The 18863-nt window shown below is 70.8% G+C and carries 20 protein-coding genes; 10 read left to right on the top strand and 10 right to left on the bottom strand.

The features are described from left to right. Positions 1-24 precede the first annotated feature (24 nt). Complete coding sequence (locus AQI88_RS22655) at positions 25-1605, bottom strand: acyl-CoA mutase large subunit family protein (protein ID WP_067002380.1); 1581 nt, start codon at positions 1603-1605, stop codon at positions 25-27. 91 nt (positions 1606-1696) lie between these two features. Between AQI88_RS22655 and AQI88_RS22650 the strand changes: the two genes are divergently transcribed. Continuing rightward, positions 1697-2563, top strand: coding sequence for a L,D-transpeptidase family protein (locus tag AQI88_RS22650; protein ID WP_067002378.1), 867 nt, complete (start codon positions 1697-1699; stop codon positions 2561-2563). A gap of 235 nt (positions 2564-2798) precedes the next feature. Here AQI88_RS22650 and AQI88_RS22645 read toward each other — a convergent pair whose 3' ends face one another. The 8 genes from AQI88_RS22645 to AQI88_RS22610 form a co-directional block, all read right to left on the bottom strand. Further along, positions 2799-3914, bottom strand: coding sequence for a hypothetical protein (locus AQI88_RS22645; protein ID WP_067002377.1), 1116 nt, complete (start codon positions 3912-3914; stop codon positions 2799-2801). Next, positions 3914-4576, bottom strand: a complete 663-nt coding sequence (locus AQI88_RS22640) for an RNA polymerase sigma factor (protein ID WP_067002374.1) — start codon at positions 4574-4576, stop codon at positions 3914-3916. The genes AQI88_RS22645 and AQI88_RS22640 overlap by 1 nt, the downstream gene beginning before the upstream one ends. A gap of 292 nt (positions 4577-4868) precedes the next feature. Next, complete coding sequence (locus AQI88_RS22635; protein ID WP_067002372.1) at positions 4869-5618, bottom strand: hypothetical protein; 750 nt, start codon at positions 5616-5618, stop codon at positions 4869-4871. Between the two features lie 102 nt (positions 5619-5720). Then, the gene (locus AQI88_RS22630) at positions 5721-6353 is read right to left on the bottom strand and encodes an RNA polymerase sigma factor (protein WP_067002371.1); all 633 of its coding nucleotides are present in this window, start codon (positions 6351-6353) and stop codon (positions 5721-5723) included. Positions 6354-6667: 314 nt separating this feature from the next. Further along, positions 6668-7054, bottom strand: coding sequence for a hypothetical protein (locus AQI88_RS22625; protein WP_079057752.1), 387 nt, complete (start codon positions 7052-7054; stop codon positions 6668-6670). Positions 7055-7201: 147 nt separating this feature from the next. Continuing rightward, positions 7202-7759 (bottom strand): hypothetical protein, encoded by a 558-nt coding sequence (locus tag AQI88_RS22620; protein ID WP_067002368.1) that lies wholly within the window; start codon positions 7757-7759, stop codon positions 7202-7204. A 91-nt stretch (positions 7760-7850) separates the two neighbouring features. Beyond that, positions 7851-8609, bottom strand: a complete 759-nt coding sequence (locus AQI88_RS22615; protein ID WP_067002366.1) for a DUF4328 domain-containing protein — start codon at positions 8607-8609, stop codon at positions 7851-7853. Between the two features lie 134 nt (positions 8610-8743). Next, entirely contained in the window at positions 8744-10402 is a 1659-nt protein-coding gene (locus AQI88_RS22610; protein WP_398698007.1) for a beta-N-acetylhexosaminidase, read from the bottom strand. Between the two features lie 154 nt (positions 10403-10556). On the opposite strand from AQI88_RS22610, the gene AQI88_RS43380 reads away from it, so the two are divergent. From AQI88_RS43380 to AQI88_RS22570, 9 genes are all read left to right on the top strand, one after another. Next, positions 10557-11159: a 2-oxo-4-hydroxy-4-carboxy-5-ureidoimidazoline decarboxylase gene (locus tag AQI88_RS43380; RefSeq protein WP_079057732.1), complete on the top strand. Its 603-nt coding sequence runs from the start codon at positions 10557-10559 to the stop codon at positions 11157-11159. 191 nt (positions 11160-11350) lie between these two features. Then, positions 11351-11731, top strand: coding sequence for a succinate dehydrogenase, cytochrome b556 subunit (gene sdhC / locus AQI88_RS22605; RefSeq protein ID WP_079057731.1), 381 nt, complete (start codon positions 11351-11353; stop codon positions 11729-11731). An 8-nt stretch (positions 11732-11739) separates the two neighbouring features. Next, positions 11740-12234: a succinate dehydrogenase hydrophobic membrane anchor subunit gene (locus AQI88_RS22600; protein WP_067002362.1), complete on the top strand. Its 495-nt coding sequence runs from the start codon at positions 11740-11742 to the stop codon at positions 12232-12234. A gap of 19 nt (positions 12235-12253) precedes the next feature. Continuing rightward, entirely contained in the window at positions 12254-14008 is a 1755-nt protein-coding gene (gene sdhA / locus AQI88_RS22595) for a succinate dehydrogenase flavoprotein subunit (protein ID WP_067002360.1), read from the top strand. Beyond that, positions 14008-14769, top strand: a complete 762-nt coding sequence (locus tag AQI88_RS22590) for a succinate dehydrogenase iron-sulfur subunit (RefSeq protein ID WP_067002358.1) — start codon at positions 14008-14010, stop codon at positions 14767-14769. The genes sdhA and AQI88_RS22590 overlap by 1 nt, the downstream gene beginning before the upstream one ends. 102 nt (positions 14770-14871) lie before the next feature. After that, on the top strand, positions 14872-15282 hold the full coding sequence (locus AQI88_RS22585) for a VOC family protein (protein ID WP_067002356.1): 411 nt from the start codon (positions 14872-14874) through the stop codon (positions 15280-15282). 98 nt (positions 15283-15380) lie between these two features. Beyond that, positions 15381-15788 carry a hypothetical protein gene (locus tag AQI88_RS22580; protein WP_067002713.1) on the top strand — a complete coding sequence of 136 codons (408 nt, stop codon included), beginning with the start codon at positions 15381-15383 and terminating at the stop codon, positions 15786-15788. Further along, complete coding sequence (locus AQI88_RS22575; protein WP_067002355.1) at positions 15785-16297, top strand: thiol-disulfide oxidoreductase DCC family protein; 513 nt, start codon at positions 15785-15787, stop codon at positions 16295-16297. The genes AQI88_RS22580 and AQI88_RS22575 overlap by 4 nt, the downstream gene beginning before the upstream one ends. 9 nt (positions 16298-16306) lie before the next feature. Further along, the gene (locus tag AQI88_RS22570) at positions 16307-17053 is read left to right on the top strand and encodes a TetR/AcrR family transcriptional regulator (RefSeq protein ID WP_067002352.1); all 747 of its coding nucleotides are present in this window, start codon (positions 16307-16309) and stop codon (positions 17051-17053) included. Here the strand turns inward: AQI88_RS22570 and AQI88_RS22565 are convergent, their stop codons facing one another. Continuing rightward, positions 17054-18598, bottom strand: coding sequence for an ABC transporter substrate-binding protein (locus tag AQI88_RS22565; protein WP_079057730.1), 1545 nt, complete (start codon positions 18596-18598; stop codon positions 17054-17056). It lies immediately after the preceding gene. Between the last annotated feature and the right edge of the window lie 265 nt (positions 18599-18863).

The raw sequence follows: 18863 nt of genomic DNA, 5'->3' as shown, positions 1-18863 counted from the left end.
ACTCGCACGGAGTAATCGCCGAGGTCAGAATGCATCCGACGGCACGTACGCCCCCCACACCTCCCGCAACGCCCCGCACACTTCGCCCACCGTCGCCCGCCCCCGCAACGCCGCCTTCATCGGATACAGCACGTTCTCCTCCCCCTCGGCCGCCTTCTTCAGCGCATCCAGCGCCGCATCCACCGCCCTCTGATCCCGCTCGGCCCGCAGCCCGGCCAGACGCTCCGCCTGCCGCGTCTCGATCGCCGGATCCACCCGCAGCGGCTCGTACGGCTCCTCCTGGTCCAGCTGGAAGCGGTTCACGCCCACCACCACCCGCTCCCCGGAGTCCGTCTCCTGGGCGATGCGGTACGCGTTCCGCTCGATCTCGGCCTTCTGGAAGCCCCGCTCGATCGCCGCCTCCGCGCCGCCCAGGTCCTCGACCTTCCGCATCAGGTCCAGTGCGGCCGCCTCGACGTCGTCCGTCATCCGCTCGACGGCGTACGAACCCGCAAAGGGGTCCACCGTCGCCGGTACGTCCGTCTCGTACGCCAGCACCTGCTGTGTCCGCAGAGCCAGCCGCGCGCTCTTGTCCGTCGGGAGGGCGATGGCTTCGTCGAAGGAGTTGGTGTGCAGGGACTGCGTGCCGCCCATCACCGCCGCCAGCGCCTGGACTGCGACGCGGACCAGGTTCACCTCCGGCTGCTGCGCCGTCAGCTCCACCCCCGCCGTCTGCGTGTGGAAACGCAGCATCCATGACTTCGGGTTCTTCGCCCCGAAGTCCTCCCGCATCACCCGCGCCCAGATCCTCCTCGCCGCACGGAACTTGGCGACCTCCTCGAGCAGCGTCGTACGGGCCACGAAGAAGAAGGACAGCCGCGGGGCGAAGTCGTCCACGTCCATGCCCGCCGCGACCGCCGTACGGACGTACTCGATGCCGTCGGCGAGGGTGAAGGCGATCTCCTGCGCGGGAGACGCGCCCGCCTCGGCCATGTGGTAGCCGGAGATCGAGATCGTGTTCCACTTCGGGATCTCGGCGGTGCAGTACTTGAAGATGTCGGCGGTCAGCCTCAACGACGGCTTCGGCGGGAAGATGTACGTGCCCCGGGCGATGTACTCCTTCAGCACGTCGTTCTGGATCGTGCCCGTCAGACGGTCGGCCGGTACGCCCTGCTCCTCCGCCACCAGCTGGTAGAGCAGGAGCAGCAGCGCCGCCGGGGCGTTGATCGTCATCGACGTCGAGACCTGGTCCAGCGGAATGCCGTCGAAGAGCAGGCGCATGTCCTCGATCGAGTCGATCGCCACGCCCACCTTGCCGACCTCGCCGTGGGCGAGGGGCGCGTCGGAGTCGTGGCCCATCTGGGTGGGCAGGTCGAAGGCGACGGACAGACCGGTGGTGCCGTGGGCGATCAGCTGCCGGTAGCGCGCGTTGGACTCGGCCGCCGTGCCGAAGCCGGCGTACTGGCGCATGGTCCAGGGGCGGCCGGTGTACATGGTCGGGTACACCCCGCGGGTGTACGGGTACGCCCCCGGTTCGCCCAGCTTCCCGGCCGGGTCCCAGCCGGTCAGGTCCGCCGGCCCGTAGACCGGCTCGATCGGCAGCCCCGACTCCGACTCGCGCGCCATGGATCCCTCCGCAGTGCGTTTTATCCACGTTTTATCCCCCCTCACCATGCCCCGTAGTTCGGCGGCGGTCACGCGGGGAAGCATCTCCGGCATGAGGATCCCGGGGAGACCCGCCGCCGTACTCGCCTCGGCCGCCGCCTTCGCCGCGCTCTGCGGCTGCACCGTGCAGCCACCGGACACAGGCGGCAAGGGCCACGCGCCGGTGCACATCCGGCTGCCGTCCAGCCACGACCCCGAACCCACTCGGACGGCCGACAGCCCCGGCCCCACTCGGACGGCCGGGGGCCCGCCCGCCGCCGAGCCCGCCGAGCCCACCCAGCCCGCGCCCCAGGTGCTGTGGTCGCGCGGCGACAGCGGCTCGGGGGTGCGCGAGGCGCAGGCGCGGCTCCGCCAGGTCGGCTGGCTGTTCGACGGGCCGACGGGGACGTACGACGACCTGACCGAGCAGGCCGTCCAGGGCTTCCAGGGCAAGCGCGGGCTGCCGCTGACCGGTGAGCTGGACACCGTCACCTGGCAGCGGCTGCTGGCGATGACGCACCAGCCGGGCACCTGGGAGCTGTATCTGATGGGCGGTCAGCCGGCCGCCGCGCCCGATCCGCGCTGTCTGACCGGCCGGGTGCTGTGCATCAGCAAGACCACCCGGACGCTGCGCTGGATGATCGACGGGCGCACGGCCGAGACGATGTCCGTGCGCTTCGGCGCCCAGTACACCCCCACCCGCGAGGGTGTGTTCCACATCTACTGGAAGTCACGGCACCATGTGTCGACGCTCTACCACTCCCCGATGCCGTACGCGATGTTCTTCAGCGGCGGCCAGGCGGTGCACTACTCCTACGACTTCGCGGCGCGCGGGTACGCCGGGGCCTCGCACGGGTGCGTCAACGTACGGGACGAGACGGCGATCGCGGAGCTGTTCGCGCAGGTACGGAACGGCGACAAGGTCGTCGTGTACTGGTGAGGCGCTGTGGCGGAGGAAGAAGCGGGGCGCGGGCGGGACCGGGGGAACGTGTCCCGCCCGCGCCAGGTGCACGAGCCGTGGGTACGGGGGGAACCCCGGCTCAGTGCGACGGCCGATGACCAGTCGGCTCACTCAGTACTGCGTGGCGGGGCCGGAAAACGTCACACCCTTCGCCGAAAAATTTTCGCGGCTGGCAAAAGCGCAGGTCAGAGGCGTGGGGCTGGGATGCGGAAGTTCAGAGCGCGCTGTACGTCGGGCTCGGCGCGGGTGCCGGGGCGGTGGCCCGGGCCGGGCTCAGGGGGGCGAGGGCCGAGGGGGCGGGAGTGGCGACGGCGTCCCGGTGGCGGCCGCCGTGGCCACCGCCCCGGTGGCCGTTGCCGTTGCCGTCACCGCCCCGGCCCGGGTGACCGTCGTCGTCACCGCCCGGGCCGTTGCCGTCGCCCTTGTCCTTCCCGTCGCCCTTGCCGCTTCCGCTGTCCTTGCCGCCGTCGCCGCTCTCGCCGTCGCCGCCGGAGGCGGACTGGTCCGTCTCCAGGACGGACTTGCAGTACTTGGTCACGCGGGCGGAGCCGCCCGCCAGACCCTCCAGGACACGCCTGCGGTCGACGCCCAGCTCCTTGCCGTCCCGGATGTCGCGGCAGGCCGCGGCGGCCCCCTTCCACCAGGTGCCGGGGTTCCCGGAGGGATCGCCGGAGCCGGGCTTGGCGCCCTTGTCCTTGCCCTTGTCCCGTCCGGCGGCGCTCCGGGAGGGGTCTGCGCCGGCGGACCCGCTGGTGCCGGCGCTGGGCGTGCCCGGGTCGGGGACGATGCCCGGGGTGGACTGCGGGGAGGGAGAGGTGAGCGGCTCGCCGGAGTTCTGGGCGGAGACGGAGGCCTCGGGCCCCGGTTCGCGGTGGAACGGCATCGGCAGCACCCCGCTGCCCGCGGCCATGGCGACCCCGCCGAGGGTGCCCGCGGCCACCGCCGCGGCGAGCGCGAGGCGCACCGGACGGGCCCAGCGCGGGCGGCCGGAGCGGATTCCGGTACGGGCCGGGGCGCCGATGCGGACCAGGCCCGTGTCCCAGGCGCGTGCGGTGCGGCCGGAGCGCCTGGCGGGGGTGCCGTCGCCGAGCGCGACGGCACTGCGCTCGGCCTCGGCCGCCTCGCGGGCCTTACGGAAAGCGGCCAGCGCGGCCTGCTCGCCGGGGAGTTCCCCGGTCGCGAAGGCCGCCTCGGCGGAGAGCGCGCCCAGCGCCTTGCCGAGCTGTTCCGCCTGGTCACGGCCGGAGGCGTCGACGGCTTCCAGCGACTCACCACGCAGCAGACGTTCCGCCGTTTCCTGGGTAAGCCACTTGTACTGCTCGTCGGCCATCACATGTCCTTCTGCGTCCGCGTACGCGTATGCGTCACAGTGGCGGACGTCACCGCGCGACCGCGCGGTTCTCGCTGAGGCGGGAGCGCGTCGAGCACGCCCGCCGATTCCGGATCGTCGCCGAGCAGCTCGGCGAGGCGTTTCAGGCCGCGGTGTGCGGCGGTGCGTACGGCGCCCGCGCGCTTGCCGAGCGTCTCGGCGGCGGTCTTGGCGTCGAGGCCCACCACCACGCGCAGGACGACCGCCTCGGCCTGGTCCTGCGGGAGCCGCGCGATGAGCGAGAGGGTGCTGTTGGTGGCCAGTGCCTCGATGGCCTCGCCGGCCGTGTCGGACTCCGCGGCCCGGCCGGTCAGTTCGGTCTCGTCGCCGCCGACGGCGGGGCGGCGGCCGCGCATCCGTATGTGGTCCAGGGCGCGGTTGCGGGCGATCCGGGCGGCCCAGCCGCGAAAGCGGTCGGCGTCGCCGCTGAACCGGTCGAGGTCCCGGGCGATCTGCAGCCAGGCCTCGGACGTGACGTCCTCTGCGTCCGGATCACCTACCAGCGTGCGCACGTAACCGAGCAGTCTCGGATGCACCGCGCGGTACACCGTACGGAACGCGGTCTCATCCCCGCTCTGTGCCGCACGTACCGCGGTGGTCAGCTCCGCGTCGTCCCCCAGCACCGCACTCCCTTTACGCCTGTCTTCGGTCGGCGCGAAAGGCACGTTACGGCGTGAAACCGCTCCCCGTCCAGGTCGGTAGAAGATGCAACTAACTCGTGACACGCGCGGGTGTGACAGAAAACGCACCCAGGGCGCTGAAGAAGGTACGGGCCGCCGCGCGGTCCGTGTCGCGCGACGGCCGGGGCCTCTCCTGTGGGGGGTGGCGGCCCCGGCCGTTGCCCCGACTGCGCCGGCGCGGGCGGGAGGCCGGTTCTTCCCGTCGGGCGAGGTCGGTTCTTCCGGTCGGCCGAGGTCAGTTCTTCCCGCCGGTCTTCGGCGAGTCGGGGGCAGCACCCTTGCCGGTCTTCGCACCCTTGTCGGTCTTGCCGCCATTGTTCGACTTGGCGGGTTTGTCGGTCTTTTGTCCGCCCGTCTGGGGCAACTGGGCTGCGCAGTAGGCCGCGACCTTCTTCTCGCCGCCTGCGGCCGTGACGAGCCGCTGCCAGGCCGTCGCGTCCAGCGCCTTGCCACGGCCCTGGACCTGCTCGTAGGCACGGCAGTGGGCCAGGGTGTCCTTGGCGGTGGCCGGGTGGTCCGGGCGTGCCGCGGGAGCGGCCCCGGGCGCGGTGACGCCCGGCTGGGCGGCCGAGCGTTGCGGGGTGCTCGCCGAAGGCTGTGCCCGCCGGCCGTCGCCGCCGCCCTGGTGTCCGGCCGAGCCGATCGCCGCGACGGCGACCCCGCCCAGTGCGATGCTCGCGAGGAACACCGAGAGCGTGGTCTTCACCGAGAACCGTGCGCGGCGCGGCTTTCGGGGCCGCCAGTCGTCCCGGCGCCGGGTCCGCGCCCGGTGCGCCCCGGAGTCGCGCGCGACGCGGAACGCGGCCACGGCGCGCTGCGCGGCCTCGGGGTCGACGCCGTCCGCCATGCCGTCCCGGCGCAGCGCGGCGGCGAACCGCGCCTCGAACCCGGCGTCCTGGCCGTCCGGCCCCGGTCCCAGGACGGTGCCGCCCGGATGCCCGTGCCTGCGGCCGGGCAGCCCGTTGCCGCTGTGCCGTTCACCCATGGCTGTTCCGTTCCTCGATCCGGCCCGCTCGGCCGCTCGGATCCGCCGGAGGCCTCGCCCCTCCGGTTCTCCTGTATGCATACGGCCGGTGGCGGCCGCCGTTCATTCCGACTCCCCCAGCGTCCGGGAGCCGCCATCCGTCACACCTGCGTCCGCCGCGTCCTGGGGGCCCAGTTGGCGGGCGAGTCGCTTCAGCCCGCGGTACGCGGCGGTGCGGACCGCGCCGGGGCGCTTGCCGAGGACGCGGGCGACGGCGGGGCCGTCGAGGCCGACGACCACCCGCAGCAGCACGGCCTCGGCCTGGTCGCGCGGCAGCGCACGGACCAGTTCCAGGGCACGCTCGGTGGAGAGGGACTCCAGCGCCTGCTCGTAGGTGCTGTGCGGTCCGGGCAGGTCGAGTACGTCCTGCTCGAGCGCCGTCGCCCGGGGCCGTACCCGCTGGCGGCGCAGATGGTCCAGGGCCCGGTGCCGGGCGATGGTCGCGGTCCAGCCGCGGAACCCCGCGCCGTCTCCCCTGAACCTTCCCAGGTCGCGGGCTATCTCCAGCCAGGCGTCGGAGGCCACGTCCTCCGCGTCGTCGCCGACGAGGCCGCGCAGGTAGCCGAGCAGGCCCGGCTGCACGATCCGGTAGGCGACCGCGAAGGCCGTCTCGTCACCGTCCTGGGCCTGCGCGACGGCGGTGCCCAGCTCCCCGTCGCGCGCCTGCAGGCGACGGGGTTCCCCTCCCTTGCCCAAGACTGTCCTCGTTCGTGCCGAGTTCGTAGCCACCGCATGGCGGATGCCTCACCGGGCGACACACTCCGGCCGTGTCCACGCCCTCCAAGGCCATCAGCGTCGGGCCTCACATAAATGTCACAGGGCCCGCTGTGCGTCATGTCCCACTCCTACGCGCAGCCCATCCTGCGGACGGCGGTGCGCACGGACCGCTCAGCCTCCGGCGGAGAGCGCGGCTGTCGCCGGCGCGAGGCCGGACGCGGCCCTCACCCCGTAGCGGCGCCGTGCTCCGGTCGGCCGGGGTCCGCTCGCGTGAGGGGTCCCCCGTCGGCCGGTCAGCCGGTGGCTGTCGCGTCTCGGCACAGCAGGCGCAGTGAGCCGTGGCCGCCGAAGCACCGCCGGGCCTCTTCGATGGGGTCCCACAGCCGGCCGTCGGGTGTGCGGATCCAGTGGTCGCCGCCGGTCGCCCACCACTCGGCGCCGCTCTGGCGGACGATGACCTCCCCGGCGTAGGCGCCGAAGCCGCGCAGCACGTTCTCGCACGCCGCGTACGGCGCTTCCTCGCGGCGTATCTCCTCGATCATGCGGTCCACCCGCCACAGGCTCTGCGCCGAGTAGTCGAGCCGTACCCGCGCGCCCTCGCGCATGGTCGCCACCACGTCCGCCGCCCACCGCACGGGTTTCGCCGCGGCGTGCGGCCTGGTCTCCTGCTGTGCTGTCACGTACTGCGCTGTCACATAGGGAAGAGCGGGCCGGGCCGGGTATCCGTCACGCGGATCCGGGCCGTTTCCGCAACCCGCGCAGGACCGCCCCACCGCCGCCGCACGACGGTTACAGAACTCGCCCTGCAGGGGTGGTTTGAATTCCGGTCAGCCGCGGCCACGGGCCCGGCGGGACACCACCGCACGCAGCACCCGGCGGCCCTCGACCGTGACGTCCAGGGCGCGGCGCAGGCCGTGCTTGCCGTGCTCGGCGAGGAGTTCCAGGACGACGACCTGGCGCCGCAGCTCGGCGGCGACCAGCGGGGACACGCCCTCGGTACCGCCCGTACGCCCGGCGTGAAGGCCGTCGGCCGGTGCGCTGTCGTCCACGGCGGGATCCAGGAGCCGGTGGATGCGCAGGGAGGCGACGGAGCAGGCGTCGGCCCAGGCGCGTACCGCGTCGGCGGTGCGCTCGGCCGGGACCGCGTCCAGCATGCGGCGGGCGAGCAGCGCGGCCTCGTCCGCGCCGGGCTCCGCCGGATCGAACGCGCCGCGCGCCTTGTCCAGGCTCACGGCCCAGTCGGAGCCGTCGGCGAGGCTCGCCCACAGCGGGCGCAGCACCTCGTCGTCGCCGCCCAGCAGGGGCACGCACCGATCCAAACAAGCCAACCCGCTGGCGGCCAGTCCGCGTTCGTCGGCCTGCGCGATCAGTTCCACCAGGCTCATGAAAGCCTCCCTCGCCGGGGCGCCGCCTTTACGGAGCCCGCACTTCCCCTTACTGCGTGCAACGGCGCGGGAGTGTCACAGCCATGGGTTTTCAGCCAAAGGCCGGGGCAGGCACGGCGCCCGCGAGCGCCCTCTGGTGCTGCATCCGGGTGATCTTGAGAACGACCAGGACGGCGAGCAAGGCGGCCGCGATGTCGATCACGTCGGAGAACAGCATCTGGCGGGCGGCGTCGTGCAGTTCGGCCGCGGCGTCGGCGTGCCGGTACTCGGTGTCGGCGGCCCGGTCGGCGAACAGGGAGACGATCCACACCCCCCACCAGCAGTTGACCAGCGCATGGCTGGGGCGCTCGGCCCAGGGAGCGCTGGAGTCCCAGATGTCGAGGGTGACCCGGCGCGGGAACCACAGGTTCACGACCGGGACGAACCAGCCGGCGATCGTCCAGCCCCGCGCCTTGCTGTGCCCGCCGGGGTTGAACACCTCGGCGTTGCCCCGCACCCGCCACAACCAGCACAGGTACACGGCCATCGTCGCCAGCAGGGCGATCGCCTGGGCGACACCGGAGGCGTTGTAGAGCAGGTCGGCACGGTCGGCGCGGTGGATCACCCCGGCGCCGGTGACCCCGTCGGCGATGTCCCCGGTGACGTTCATCTCCAGCACGTCGGCCACGACGGCGAACAGGTCGGCGGCGACGACCAGACCGAGCAGCGTGGCGGCGGCCCGGCCGAGCCCGACCGGAGAGCGCAGGGCGGCGCCGGGCGCGGCGGCGAGCGGCGGGGCGGGCACGGCGCACTGGGCGCACAGGGTGCCCCCGGGAGCGGCGGCGAACTGCTGACAGCGGGCACAGGTCATGAAGGAGTTCCCCCGAAGCGACGTGGATGCGCGCGGCGCTCCCCCGAGCCGGTCCGAGCCGGGTCCGCGCGGCGACGAACACCGGAACATACGGTTCGCGACCCTCGTACGTCTACTCGAATCCGGGGCGGCCCTCAGCCCAGCCGGTCCGCCAGCTTCCTGAAGTCGGCCCAGGACAGCGCCGGGGTGCCCGGGTCCCACAGCTTCTGCACGGTGGCCCGCAGCGGCATCCGGATCCCGGCGGCGACCTGGTCCTGCGTCTGGGAGTTCGCGAGGTCGCACCAGACCGCGAACGAGCCGCCGGGTATCTGCCCGTCGTAGCTCGCCGGAACGGCGGTCGTCCCGCGCAGCACCCGCGGGTTCCACTGCTCGTAGATGCGCTGCCCGGTCGGGTAGACGAAGGTCTGCGGCTGCCCGAGGACGTAGTAGAGGAACTCGTCGTTGTAGTTGAGCACCTTGCGGCCCGCGCTCAGGTACTCCACCGGCTGCCGGGCGCCGATCTCCTTGCCGGTCCAGTAGGCGACCTGGAGGTCCTTGGCGGGCTGTACCGAGGTGTTGCGGAGGAAACCGTCGTTCCAGGCCCGCATGGTCCGGTCGTGGGCGCGCACGGTGCCGGCCCGGTCGTTCAGCCAGCCGGTGGCGAGGTCGGCGACGGTGCCGCCGGAGCCGTACTTCTGCCGGGCGGCGGCCGCCAGCTGCGGATAGGAGGCCTGCGGGTCGGCCACGGTCAGCGCCTGGTACTCGTCGCCGCCGAGGTGCCACTGGCTGCCGGTGAAGAGCCCGGCGTACTCGTTCAGCAGATCGTCCACGATCTTCGCGGAGGCGTCCTTGGAGATGTCGACCGCACCCTTGGTCGCCACTCCGCTCGCGTTGCGCAGCTGGAGATCCGGGTGGGCGGCGATGACCGCGCCCAGATGCCCGGGCGAGTCGATCTCGGGCACCACGGTGATGTGCCGGGCGGCCGCCAGATCCACGATCTGCCTGACCTGCGCCTTGGTCAGATGGTCCGGGGAGACGATCTCGGGATGGCTGCCGGACTCGATCCGGAAGCCCTGGTCGTCGGAGAAGTGCAGACCCAGCTCGTTGAACTTCAGGTCCCCCAGCTCGCGTATCCGGTCCTCGATCCAGGACGCGGTGAACGGCTTGCGGGCGATGTCCAGCATGAAGCCGCGCACCGGCTTGGCGGGCTCGTCGCGTACGACGCCCTCCGGTGCCGTACCGCCGCCGTGCACCTCCTGCTTGAGGGTGCGGGTGCCGTAGAAGACCCCCGAGTCGGCCGGCCCGCTGATGTCGGCCCGCCCCCCGCGGACGGTCATGGTGTACGACTCCGGGTTGCCGCCCCCGCTGCCCAGGGTCAGCCGCAGATCCCCGGCCCGTACGTCGTCCTGCTCCCCCGCGTACGCCAGCCCCAGCTCACCGGCTATCAGCCGGCCCTCGTCGGCCAGCTCCGGATCGCTCACCACCACCCGCTCGCCGCGCTGCGGCCGCCATCCGGGACCGCGCGCCGGGGTGTGGGAGCGCACCGCGGGTATGGTGCGCGGCGCCTGGGAGAGCGGATAGGAGCGGCTGGGCGTGGGGCTGCTCGGCGTGGCCGCGCGGCTGGACGATGCGGCGGACGCACGCTCCGACGGCGCCTGCCCCGCGCCCCCCTCCGGCTTCCCGCCGCCCCCGTCCGCCGAGGCCCATACGCCGACACCCACGCCGAGCGCGACGGTCCCGACGAACGCGGCGGCCACGACCGCCCGCTTACGCCTCACCTGCTGCGCCGAGACACGACGCTTGTGCTGGCTCACCCATTCAACGTACGACCGATCCCCGGTCCATTCGTCACCGAGGCGTTCTGAAACTCTTCCGTCCGGGTGAAATTCAGGCATCACGCGGACACACAGTGACCACTCTCGATAACGTGATGACACACCTTTCACAGCATCCGCTGCCACACCACATGTGACGCGAGGACCCACGCTGCCTGCGCACCGTCTCCCGTATCTCCCCAAGCCGCTGGACACCTTCAACGCCGCCTCCGCCGACGAGGCCCGCGCCCTGCTCCAGCACTGCCTGCACTGCCTGCGCTGGTCCCGCCGGGTGGCCGACCACCGCCCCTACCCCGACCTGGACTCCCTCCTGGCAGCGGCGGACGAGGCGGCGTACGACCTGTCCCCGGGGGACCTCGCCGAGGCCTTGGCGGGCGAGTCGCTCCCGGAGCTGCCGGAGGACACCTACTCCGTCGCCCACACGGCCCTGAGCGCGGCCCACGCGGCCTACGAGGCCCGATTCGGGCACGTTTTCGTCATCTATCTGGGTGATTGTCCCCGCGAAGAAGCTCTGGACCGCATCCTCGAAGGCATCCGATCACGATTGACAAACGATCCGGAGGAAGAACGGCTGGTGGCGGCAGAGGAACTCCGACGCCTTGCAAGAGGCAGGCTGGCAACTCACCTAAGGGGCGCGGGGCCGTGTCCATCAGCGGCTCCGCCGCGGGGCGCGACCAGCCACAACGCACCCGCACCCGCACCCGCACCCGCACCCGCACCCGCACCCGGCAAATAACAGGACACCCCACCCCACTAGCCGCAAGGCAATAGCCCATCCGATGCCAGTTTGATCACACAGCCAGGCCCCCCGTAAGCGGCAGCGCACCGCATGGATACGATGCTGAGGGCCGGTGGACCGTACCCGGCCGGGCCCGACCGACAGTGAAGCCGGCGCGGCCCTAAGCCCCGCTCCCGGAGGGTTCTTCCGTGCCGGCTGGAACGCTGTACCGCGGCCGGGAAGGAATGTGGTCCTGGGTGGCTCATCGAGTCACCGGCGTCCTCATCTTCTTCTTCCTGTTCGTTCACGTGCTGGACACCGCACTCGTGCGTGTCTCCCCCGCGGACTACGACAAGGTCGTAGCCACGTACAAGACCCCGATCGTCGCGCTGCTGGAGTACGGCCTCGTCGCCGCCATCCTCTTCCACGCGCTCAACGGTCTGCGCGTCATCGCCGTCGACTTCTGGTCGAAGGGCCCGCGCTACCAGAAGCAGATGCTCTGGACCGTCGTCGGTGTCTGGGTCGTCCTCATGGCCGGGGCGCTCTACCCCGTCCTCGGCCACGCCGCTCGTGTTCTGTTCGGGAGCTGAGGCCCACGATGTCAAACAACACCGTCACGACTGAAACCACCGCGTCCGGCGTCGGCCCCGTCGAGGGCGCCCCCGTCTACGACGTCGACAACCCGGCCCCGCTCATCGAGGCGCCGCGCAAGCGCACCAAGAAGACCCCGCGCTCGACCCGGGGCAACTTCGAGATGGCCGCATGGCTGTTCATGCGCCTGTCCGGCATCGTGCTGGTCGTCCTCGTCCTCGGCCACCTGCTGATCCAGCTGGTGCTGGACGGTGGCGTCTCCAAGATCGGCTTCGCCTTCGTGGCCGGCCGCTGGGCCTCCCCGTTCTGGCAGGTCTGGGACCTGCTGATGCTGTGGCTCGCGATGCTGCACGGCGCGAACGGCCTGCGCACGGTCATCAATGACTACGCGGAGCGCGCGAACACCCGGCTGTGGCTCAAGGGCCTGCTCTACACCGCCACGGTGTTCACCATCCTGCTGGGCACGCTGGTGATCTTCACCTTCGACCCGAACATCCGCTAGGCACGGGGCTGCGAGAAACATGAAGATCCACAAGTACGACACCGTCATCGTCGGCGCCGGTGGCGCGGGCATGCGCGCGGCCATCGAGTCCACGAAGCGCAGCCGCACCGCGGTGCTCACCAAGCTCTACCCCACCCGCTCCCACACGGGCGCCGCGCAGGGCGGCATGGCCGCCGCGCTGGCCAACGTGGAGGAGGACAACTGGGAGTGGCACACCTTCGACACGGTCAAGGGCGGTGACTACCTGGTCGACCAGGACGCCGCCGAGATCCTGGCGAAGGAGGCCATCGACGCCGTCCTCGACCTGGAGAAGATGGGCCTGCCGTTCAACCGGACGCCCGACGGGACGATCGACCAGCGGCGCTTCGGCGGTCACAGCCGTAACCACGGCGAGGCGCCCGTCCGCCGGTCCTGCTACGCCGCGGACCGTACCGGCCACATGATCCTCCAGACGCTGTACCAGAACTGCGTCAAGGAGGGCGTGGAGTTCTTCAACGAGTTCTACGTCCTGGACCAGCTGATCACCGAGGTCGACGGCGTCAAGAAGTCCTCCGGTGTGGTGGCGTACGAGCTGGCCACCGGCGAGATCCACGTCTTCCAGGCGAAGGCGGTCATCTACGCCTCCGGCGGCACCGGCAAGTTCTTCAAGGTGACCTCCAACGCGCACACCCTCACCGGTGACGGCCAGGCGGCCTGCTACCGCCGGGGTCTGCCGCTGGAGGACATGGAGTTCTTCCAGTTCCACCCGACCGGCATCTGGCGCATGGGCATCCTGCTGACGGAGGGCGCCCGTGGTGAGGGCGGCATCCTCCGCAACAAGGACGGCGAGCGCTTCATGGAGAAGTACGCGCCCGTCATGAAGGACCTCGCGTCCCGTGACGTCGTCTCCCGCTCCATCTACACGGAGATCCGTGAGGGCCGCGGCTGCGGTCCCGAGGGCGACCACGTCTACCTGGACCTGACGCACCTCCCGCCGGAGCAGCTGGACGCCAAGCTCCCGGACATCACGGAGTTCGCGCGCACCTACCTCGGCATCGAGCCCTACACGGACCCGATCCCGATCCAGCCCACCGCGCACTACGCGATGGGCGGCATCCCGACGAACGTCGAGGGTGAGGTCCTCTCGGACAACACCACCGTCGTCCCCGGTCTGTACGCGGCCGGCGAGGTCGCCTGTGTGTCGGTGCACGGCGCCAACCGCCTGGGCACCAACTCGCTGCTGGACATCAACGTGTTCGGCCGCCGTGCGGGCATCGCCGCCGCCGAGTACTCCCAGAAGGCCGACTTCGTCGAGCTGCCGGAGAACCCGGAGTCGCTCGTCGTCGAGCAGATCGAGCAGCTGCGCAACTCCACCGGCAACGAGCGGGTGGCCACGATCCGCCGTGAGCTGCAGGAGACCATGGACGCCAACGTCATGGTGTTCCGCACCGAGCAGACGATCAAGACGGCCGTCGAGAAGATCGCCGAGCTGCGCGAGCGCTACAAGAACGTGGCGATCCAGGACAAGGGCAAGCGGTTCAACACGGACCTGCTGGAGGCGATCGAGCTGGGCAACCTGCTCGAGCTGGCCGAGGTCATGGCGGTGTCTGCCCTGGCCCGCAAGGAGTCCCGCGGCGGTCACTACCGCGAGGACTACCCGAACCGCGACGACGTCAACTTCATGCGCCACACGATGGCGTACCGCGAGGTCGGCGCCGACGGCTCGGAAACCGTCCGTCTCGACTACAAGCCGGTCGTCCAGACCCGCTACCAGCCGATGGAGCGTAAGTACTGATGGCAACTCCTGTTCTGGACAAGGTGGAGGCGGAGGCCGCGGCCTCTCCCTACATCACCGTCACCTTCCGGGTCCGCCGCTTCAACCCGGAGGTCTCGGCCGAGGCGACGTGGGAAGACTTCCAGCTGGAAATCGACCCGAAGGAGCGTGTCCTCGACGGTCTTCACAAGATCAAGTGGGACGTCGACGGCACCCTCACCTTCCGCCGTTCCTGCGCGCACGGCATCTGCGGCTCCGACGCCATGCGGATCAACGGCAAGAACCGCCTGGCGTGCAAGACGCTGATCAAGGACATCAACCCCGAGAAGCCGATCACGGTCGAGCCCATCAAGGGCCTGACGGTCCTCAAGGACCTGGTCGTGGACATGGAGCCGTTCTTCCAGGCGTACCGGGACGTCATGCCGTTCCTGGTCACCAAGGACACGAACGAGCCGACGCGCGAGCGGCTGCAGTCCGCCGAGGACCGCGAGCGCTTCGACGACACGACGAAGTGCATCCTCTGCGCCGCGTGCACGTCCTCGTGCCCGGTCTTCTGGAACGACGGCCAGTACTTCGGCCCGGCCGCCATCGTCAACGCGCATCGCTTCATCTTCGACTCGCGTGACGAGGCGGGCGAGCAGCGCCTGGAGATCCTCAACGACCGTGACGGCGTCTGGCGCTGCCGCACGACCTTCAACTGCACGGACGCCTGCCCGCGCGGTATCGAGGTCACGAAGGCGATCCAGGAAGTGAAGCGTGCGCTGATCACGCGTCGCTACTGATCGTCCCGATCCGGCCCGAGGGCCCTGCTTCCGATCCTCCGGAAGCAGGGCCCTCGGGCGTTTTTCACGGCTTCCGGCACCCTCCGGCCCTAATGTGACGCCATGTCAGACGAAGAGTCGTACGAGCTGCTCGGGTTCGACAACGTGCTGCTGCCCGTCGGTGACCTCGATGAGGCCGTCGGCTTCTACGAACGGGCCGGGTTCATCCTGGGGTTCCGGTGGGACGAGGGCGGGCTCGCGCTCCTGAGGGTCGGGGGCGAGATGCCCGGGATCCTCCTGCAGCTGGAGGAGACGCTGGGGCACCGGACCCCGCCCTGGCCCTCTCCGCACATCTGGCTGGAGGTGCCGGACGCGCGGGCGGCGGCGCGGAAGCTGGCCGCGGCCGGCATCGCCCCGCTGGACGAGGTGTTCCAGGGCGCCACCGGCTGGACGGTGGAGATTGCCGACCCCTGGGGAAACGTCCTCGGCTTCACGGACTACACCAAGCGGGCGGAACTCGGGCGCAGGGGCTGAGGCCCAGGCCCTCCCCCCCTTTTGAGTTGAACACGTTCAAAAACAGGTCTACAGTCAGTCCTGTCAGCGTTTTGAACGCGTTCAAGAAGGGGTGGGGCATGGACCGCACCGTCATCGCCTACGTCATCTACCTGGTCGTCAGCATCGGGCTGACCATCTGGGTGGCCCGCACGCTCAGCCGCAACGGCCGGATCTTCCTCGCCGACGTGCTGCACGGCAACGAGAAGCTCGCCGACGCCGTCAACCACCTCCTGGTGGTCGGCTTCTACCTGGTCAACCTGGGGTTCGTGGCCTTGTACCTGAGCGGGGACGAGACGATCGAGGACACCCGCGGCATCTTCGAGGCCCTGTCGACCAAGCTGGGCGTGGTGCTGCTGGTGCTCGGCGTGATGCACCTGGGCAACGTGTACGTGCTCAACAAGATCCGGCGGCGCGGGATCATGGAGCGCGAGCAGCAGCCGCCGGTGCCGCCGCAGGGCTGGGTCCCGCCGACGGTCGGGGCGTGAGCGCCGTGACCACCGCGGCACCGGACCGGGGCGCCGCCGGCGTCCCGGTCCGCGGGCTCACCGTCCTGTACGACGCCGAGTGCGCCCTCTGCACCCACCTGCGCGACTGGCTCGCACGGCAGTCGCAGCTGGTGCCGCTGGAGCTGGTGCCGGCCGGGTCGGCACAGGCGCGCAGGCGCTTCCCGGGGCTCGACCACGCCACCACCCTGGACGAGGTCACCGTGATCGGTGACGCGGGACAGGTCTACCAGGCCTCCCGCGCCTGGATCGTCGTGCTGTGGGCCCTGCGCGAACACCGCCCGCTGGCCCACAAGCTGAGCACCCCGGCCGGGGCCCGGCTGGCCCGGGGCGCGGTGCTGGCGGCCGCGAAGTGGCGGGGTGTGCAGGGGCGGAGCGGACAGTGGGGCGGGCAGACGTACCGGCGTGCGGACGGGTGGTCGTACCACCCCGGTACGGGCTGGAGTTACCACCCGCCCTCCTGCTCCGACGGTGCCTGCGCCACTGGTTAGGCTCCTCCCGTGCCCGCGAAGAACGACGGCCCCGAGGCCGACCCCAAGACCAAGTCCGAGCAGACCCGCGCGCTGATCCTGGAGACCGCGATGCGGCTGTTCCAGGAGCGCGGCTACGACAAGACGACGATGCGGGCCATCGCCAAGGAGGCCGGGGTCTCCGTCGGGAACGCCTACTACTACTTCGAGGGCAAGGAGCACCTGATCCAGGGGTTCTACGACCGGATCGCCGCCGAGCACCGGGTGGCGGTCCGGGAGATCCTGGACCGGGAGACCGACCTGGAGGCGCGGCTCGCGGGCGTACTGACCGCGTGGCTGGACATCGCCAGGCCGTACCACGAGTTCGCGGTCCAGTTCTTCAAGAACGCCGCCGACCCCGACAGCCCGCTCAGCCCCTTCTCCCCGGAGAGCGAGCACGCCCGCGAGCAGGCCATCAGCGTCCACCGCGAGCTGCTGGCCGGCTCCAAGTCCAAGGTGGCGGCCGAACTGCGGGACGTCCTCCCGGAGTTGATGTGGCTCTCGCAGATGGGTCTGGTCCTGTACTGGGTGTTCGACCGCACCGAGGGCTACGAGCGCAGCTACCGGCTGGCGCGCCGGGGGGCACGGCTGACCGCCCGCGGAGTCGCCCTGGCCCGCTTCCGGGTGCTGCGCCCGCTGGTCCTGGAAGTCCATGAACTGTTCACGGACTTCCTGCCGGGGATGACGAAGGCACTGCCGGATCCGAACAGCAAGGCGCGGCGGGACGGGGCCGGCTGATCAGATCCAGTTCAGGCGCCACAGGCGGAAGACACCCGTGGCGTCCGTGAGGTACTGGCCGCCGCCGACGTCCTCGACGCTGACCACGTACTCCTTGCGCTGCCACAGCGGGATCAGCGGCACGTCGGCCGCCACGTCCGCCTGGATGTCACGGAAGTCGTTGGCCGCCCGGCTGCGGTCGGGGTACTGCTGGCTGTCCAGGATGAGGCTGTCGACGACCTTGTTGCTGTAGCCGGTGCTCAACGTGGAGCCGGTGCCGACGAGCGGGGAGCCGAAGGTGTCCGCGTCGGGGTAGTCGCCCACCCAGCCGACCGCCCACGCGTCCATCTTCCCGGCGGCCCAGCGCTTCTGGAAGTCGGTCCACTCGTAGCCCTGGACGTCCACCTTGAACAGGCCGCCCGCCTCCAGCTGCTTCTTCAGCGCCGCGGCCTCCTCCGCACCGGAGCCGCGCTTCTTGCCGTAGCCGAAGGTGAAGCGCACCGGCAGGGTCACCCCGGCCTGGGTGAGCAGCTCCCGCGCCTTCTTGACGCTCTGCGTCGGGTAGGTGTCGAAGAAGGACGTGGTGTGGCCGGTGATGCCGGCCGGGATCAGCGAGTACAGCGGGTCGACCGTGCCCTTGTACACCGTGGCGGCCAGCTCCTCGCGGTTGACCAGCCAGGCCATGGCGCGGCGCACGCGCACGTCGTGCAGCGGGGAGTTCGCGCGGGTGTTCAGGTAGAGGTTGCGGGTCTCGGGGCTGTCGGACTCGGTGACGCGCTGGTTCGGGTCGCTCGGGTTCAGCTCGGCCTGCATGCTCGGCGGCAGCGTCCGCGTGGCGACGTCGACCTCCTTGTCCTGCCAGGCGCTGCTGAGCTTTTGCGCGTCGGCGTAGTACCGCAGCTCGACGGGGCGTCCGGTGCCGCTCAGGTAGCCCTGGTAGCTCTTGTACGGCGCGAGGTCGGCCTTCTTGTCCTTCGTGTAGGACGTCAGCGTGTACGGGCCGGTGCCGTCGACCCCGGAGTCCTTGCGCAGGGCGCCGGCCGGGTACTTGTCCTTGTCGACGATCGAACCGGCGCCGGTGGCGACCTTCAGCGGGAAGGTGGCGTCCGAGGACGACAGATGGAAGGTGACCGTCGTCGCGTTGTCGGCGGTCACCGAGCCGAGGGTGGAGAACAGGGGCGCCGGGCCGACATCGGAGTCGATCTTCTTGACCCGGTCGAAGGAGTACTTCACGTCCTCGGCGGTCATCTTGCGTCCGCTCGGGAACGTGATGCCCTCGCGCAGCGTGCACTGGTACGTCTTGAGGCCGCTGCCCTGGAAGCCGCAGCTCTTCGCCGCGTCCGGGACCGGCTCGACACCGTCCGGCTCGAAGGTGAGCAGCGACTGGAAGACGTTGCTGAACAGTGCCCAGGAACCGGCGTCGTAGGCGCCGGCCGGGTCCAGCGACGTGACGGCGTCCGTCGTCCCGACCGTGATGGTCTTGTTCTTGTTCTCCTGTGACGGCAGCAACTGCCAGCCGCCGATACCCACGACGGCGAGTACGAGCAGCGTCACGAGAATGCGCATGCGAACAGATCGCATGGTGGTGCCCTCCCCAGGCCCGCCAAGGCCCTACCCCTGGCCCAGCACAATTTCCGCCACTCCCCTAAGTGGCGCGGCTCACCTAATCACACGTGTTTCAGCTGGGGGAAGGGCTTTCGGACGAGATGTGCAAGAACTTACCGAGGCATTGTTCCGGCCCGGTCGCACAGCCTCTCCACAGGACGGGAAGCGGTTTCCGCCAGACGTGCGCCGACGCGCGGCGATTCAGCGATTTCCGCCAGTACTAGAT

Origin of the sequence: Streptomyces cellostaticus (assembly GCF_001513965.1) — a bacterium.
Taxonomy (GTDB): domain Bacteria; phylum Actinomycetota; class Actinomycetes; order Streptomycetales; family Streptomycetaceae; genus Streptomyces; species Streptomyces cellostaticus.
This window is presented reverse-complemented; position numbering and strand designations above follow the sequence as displayed.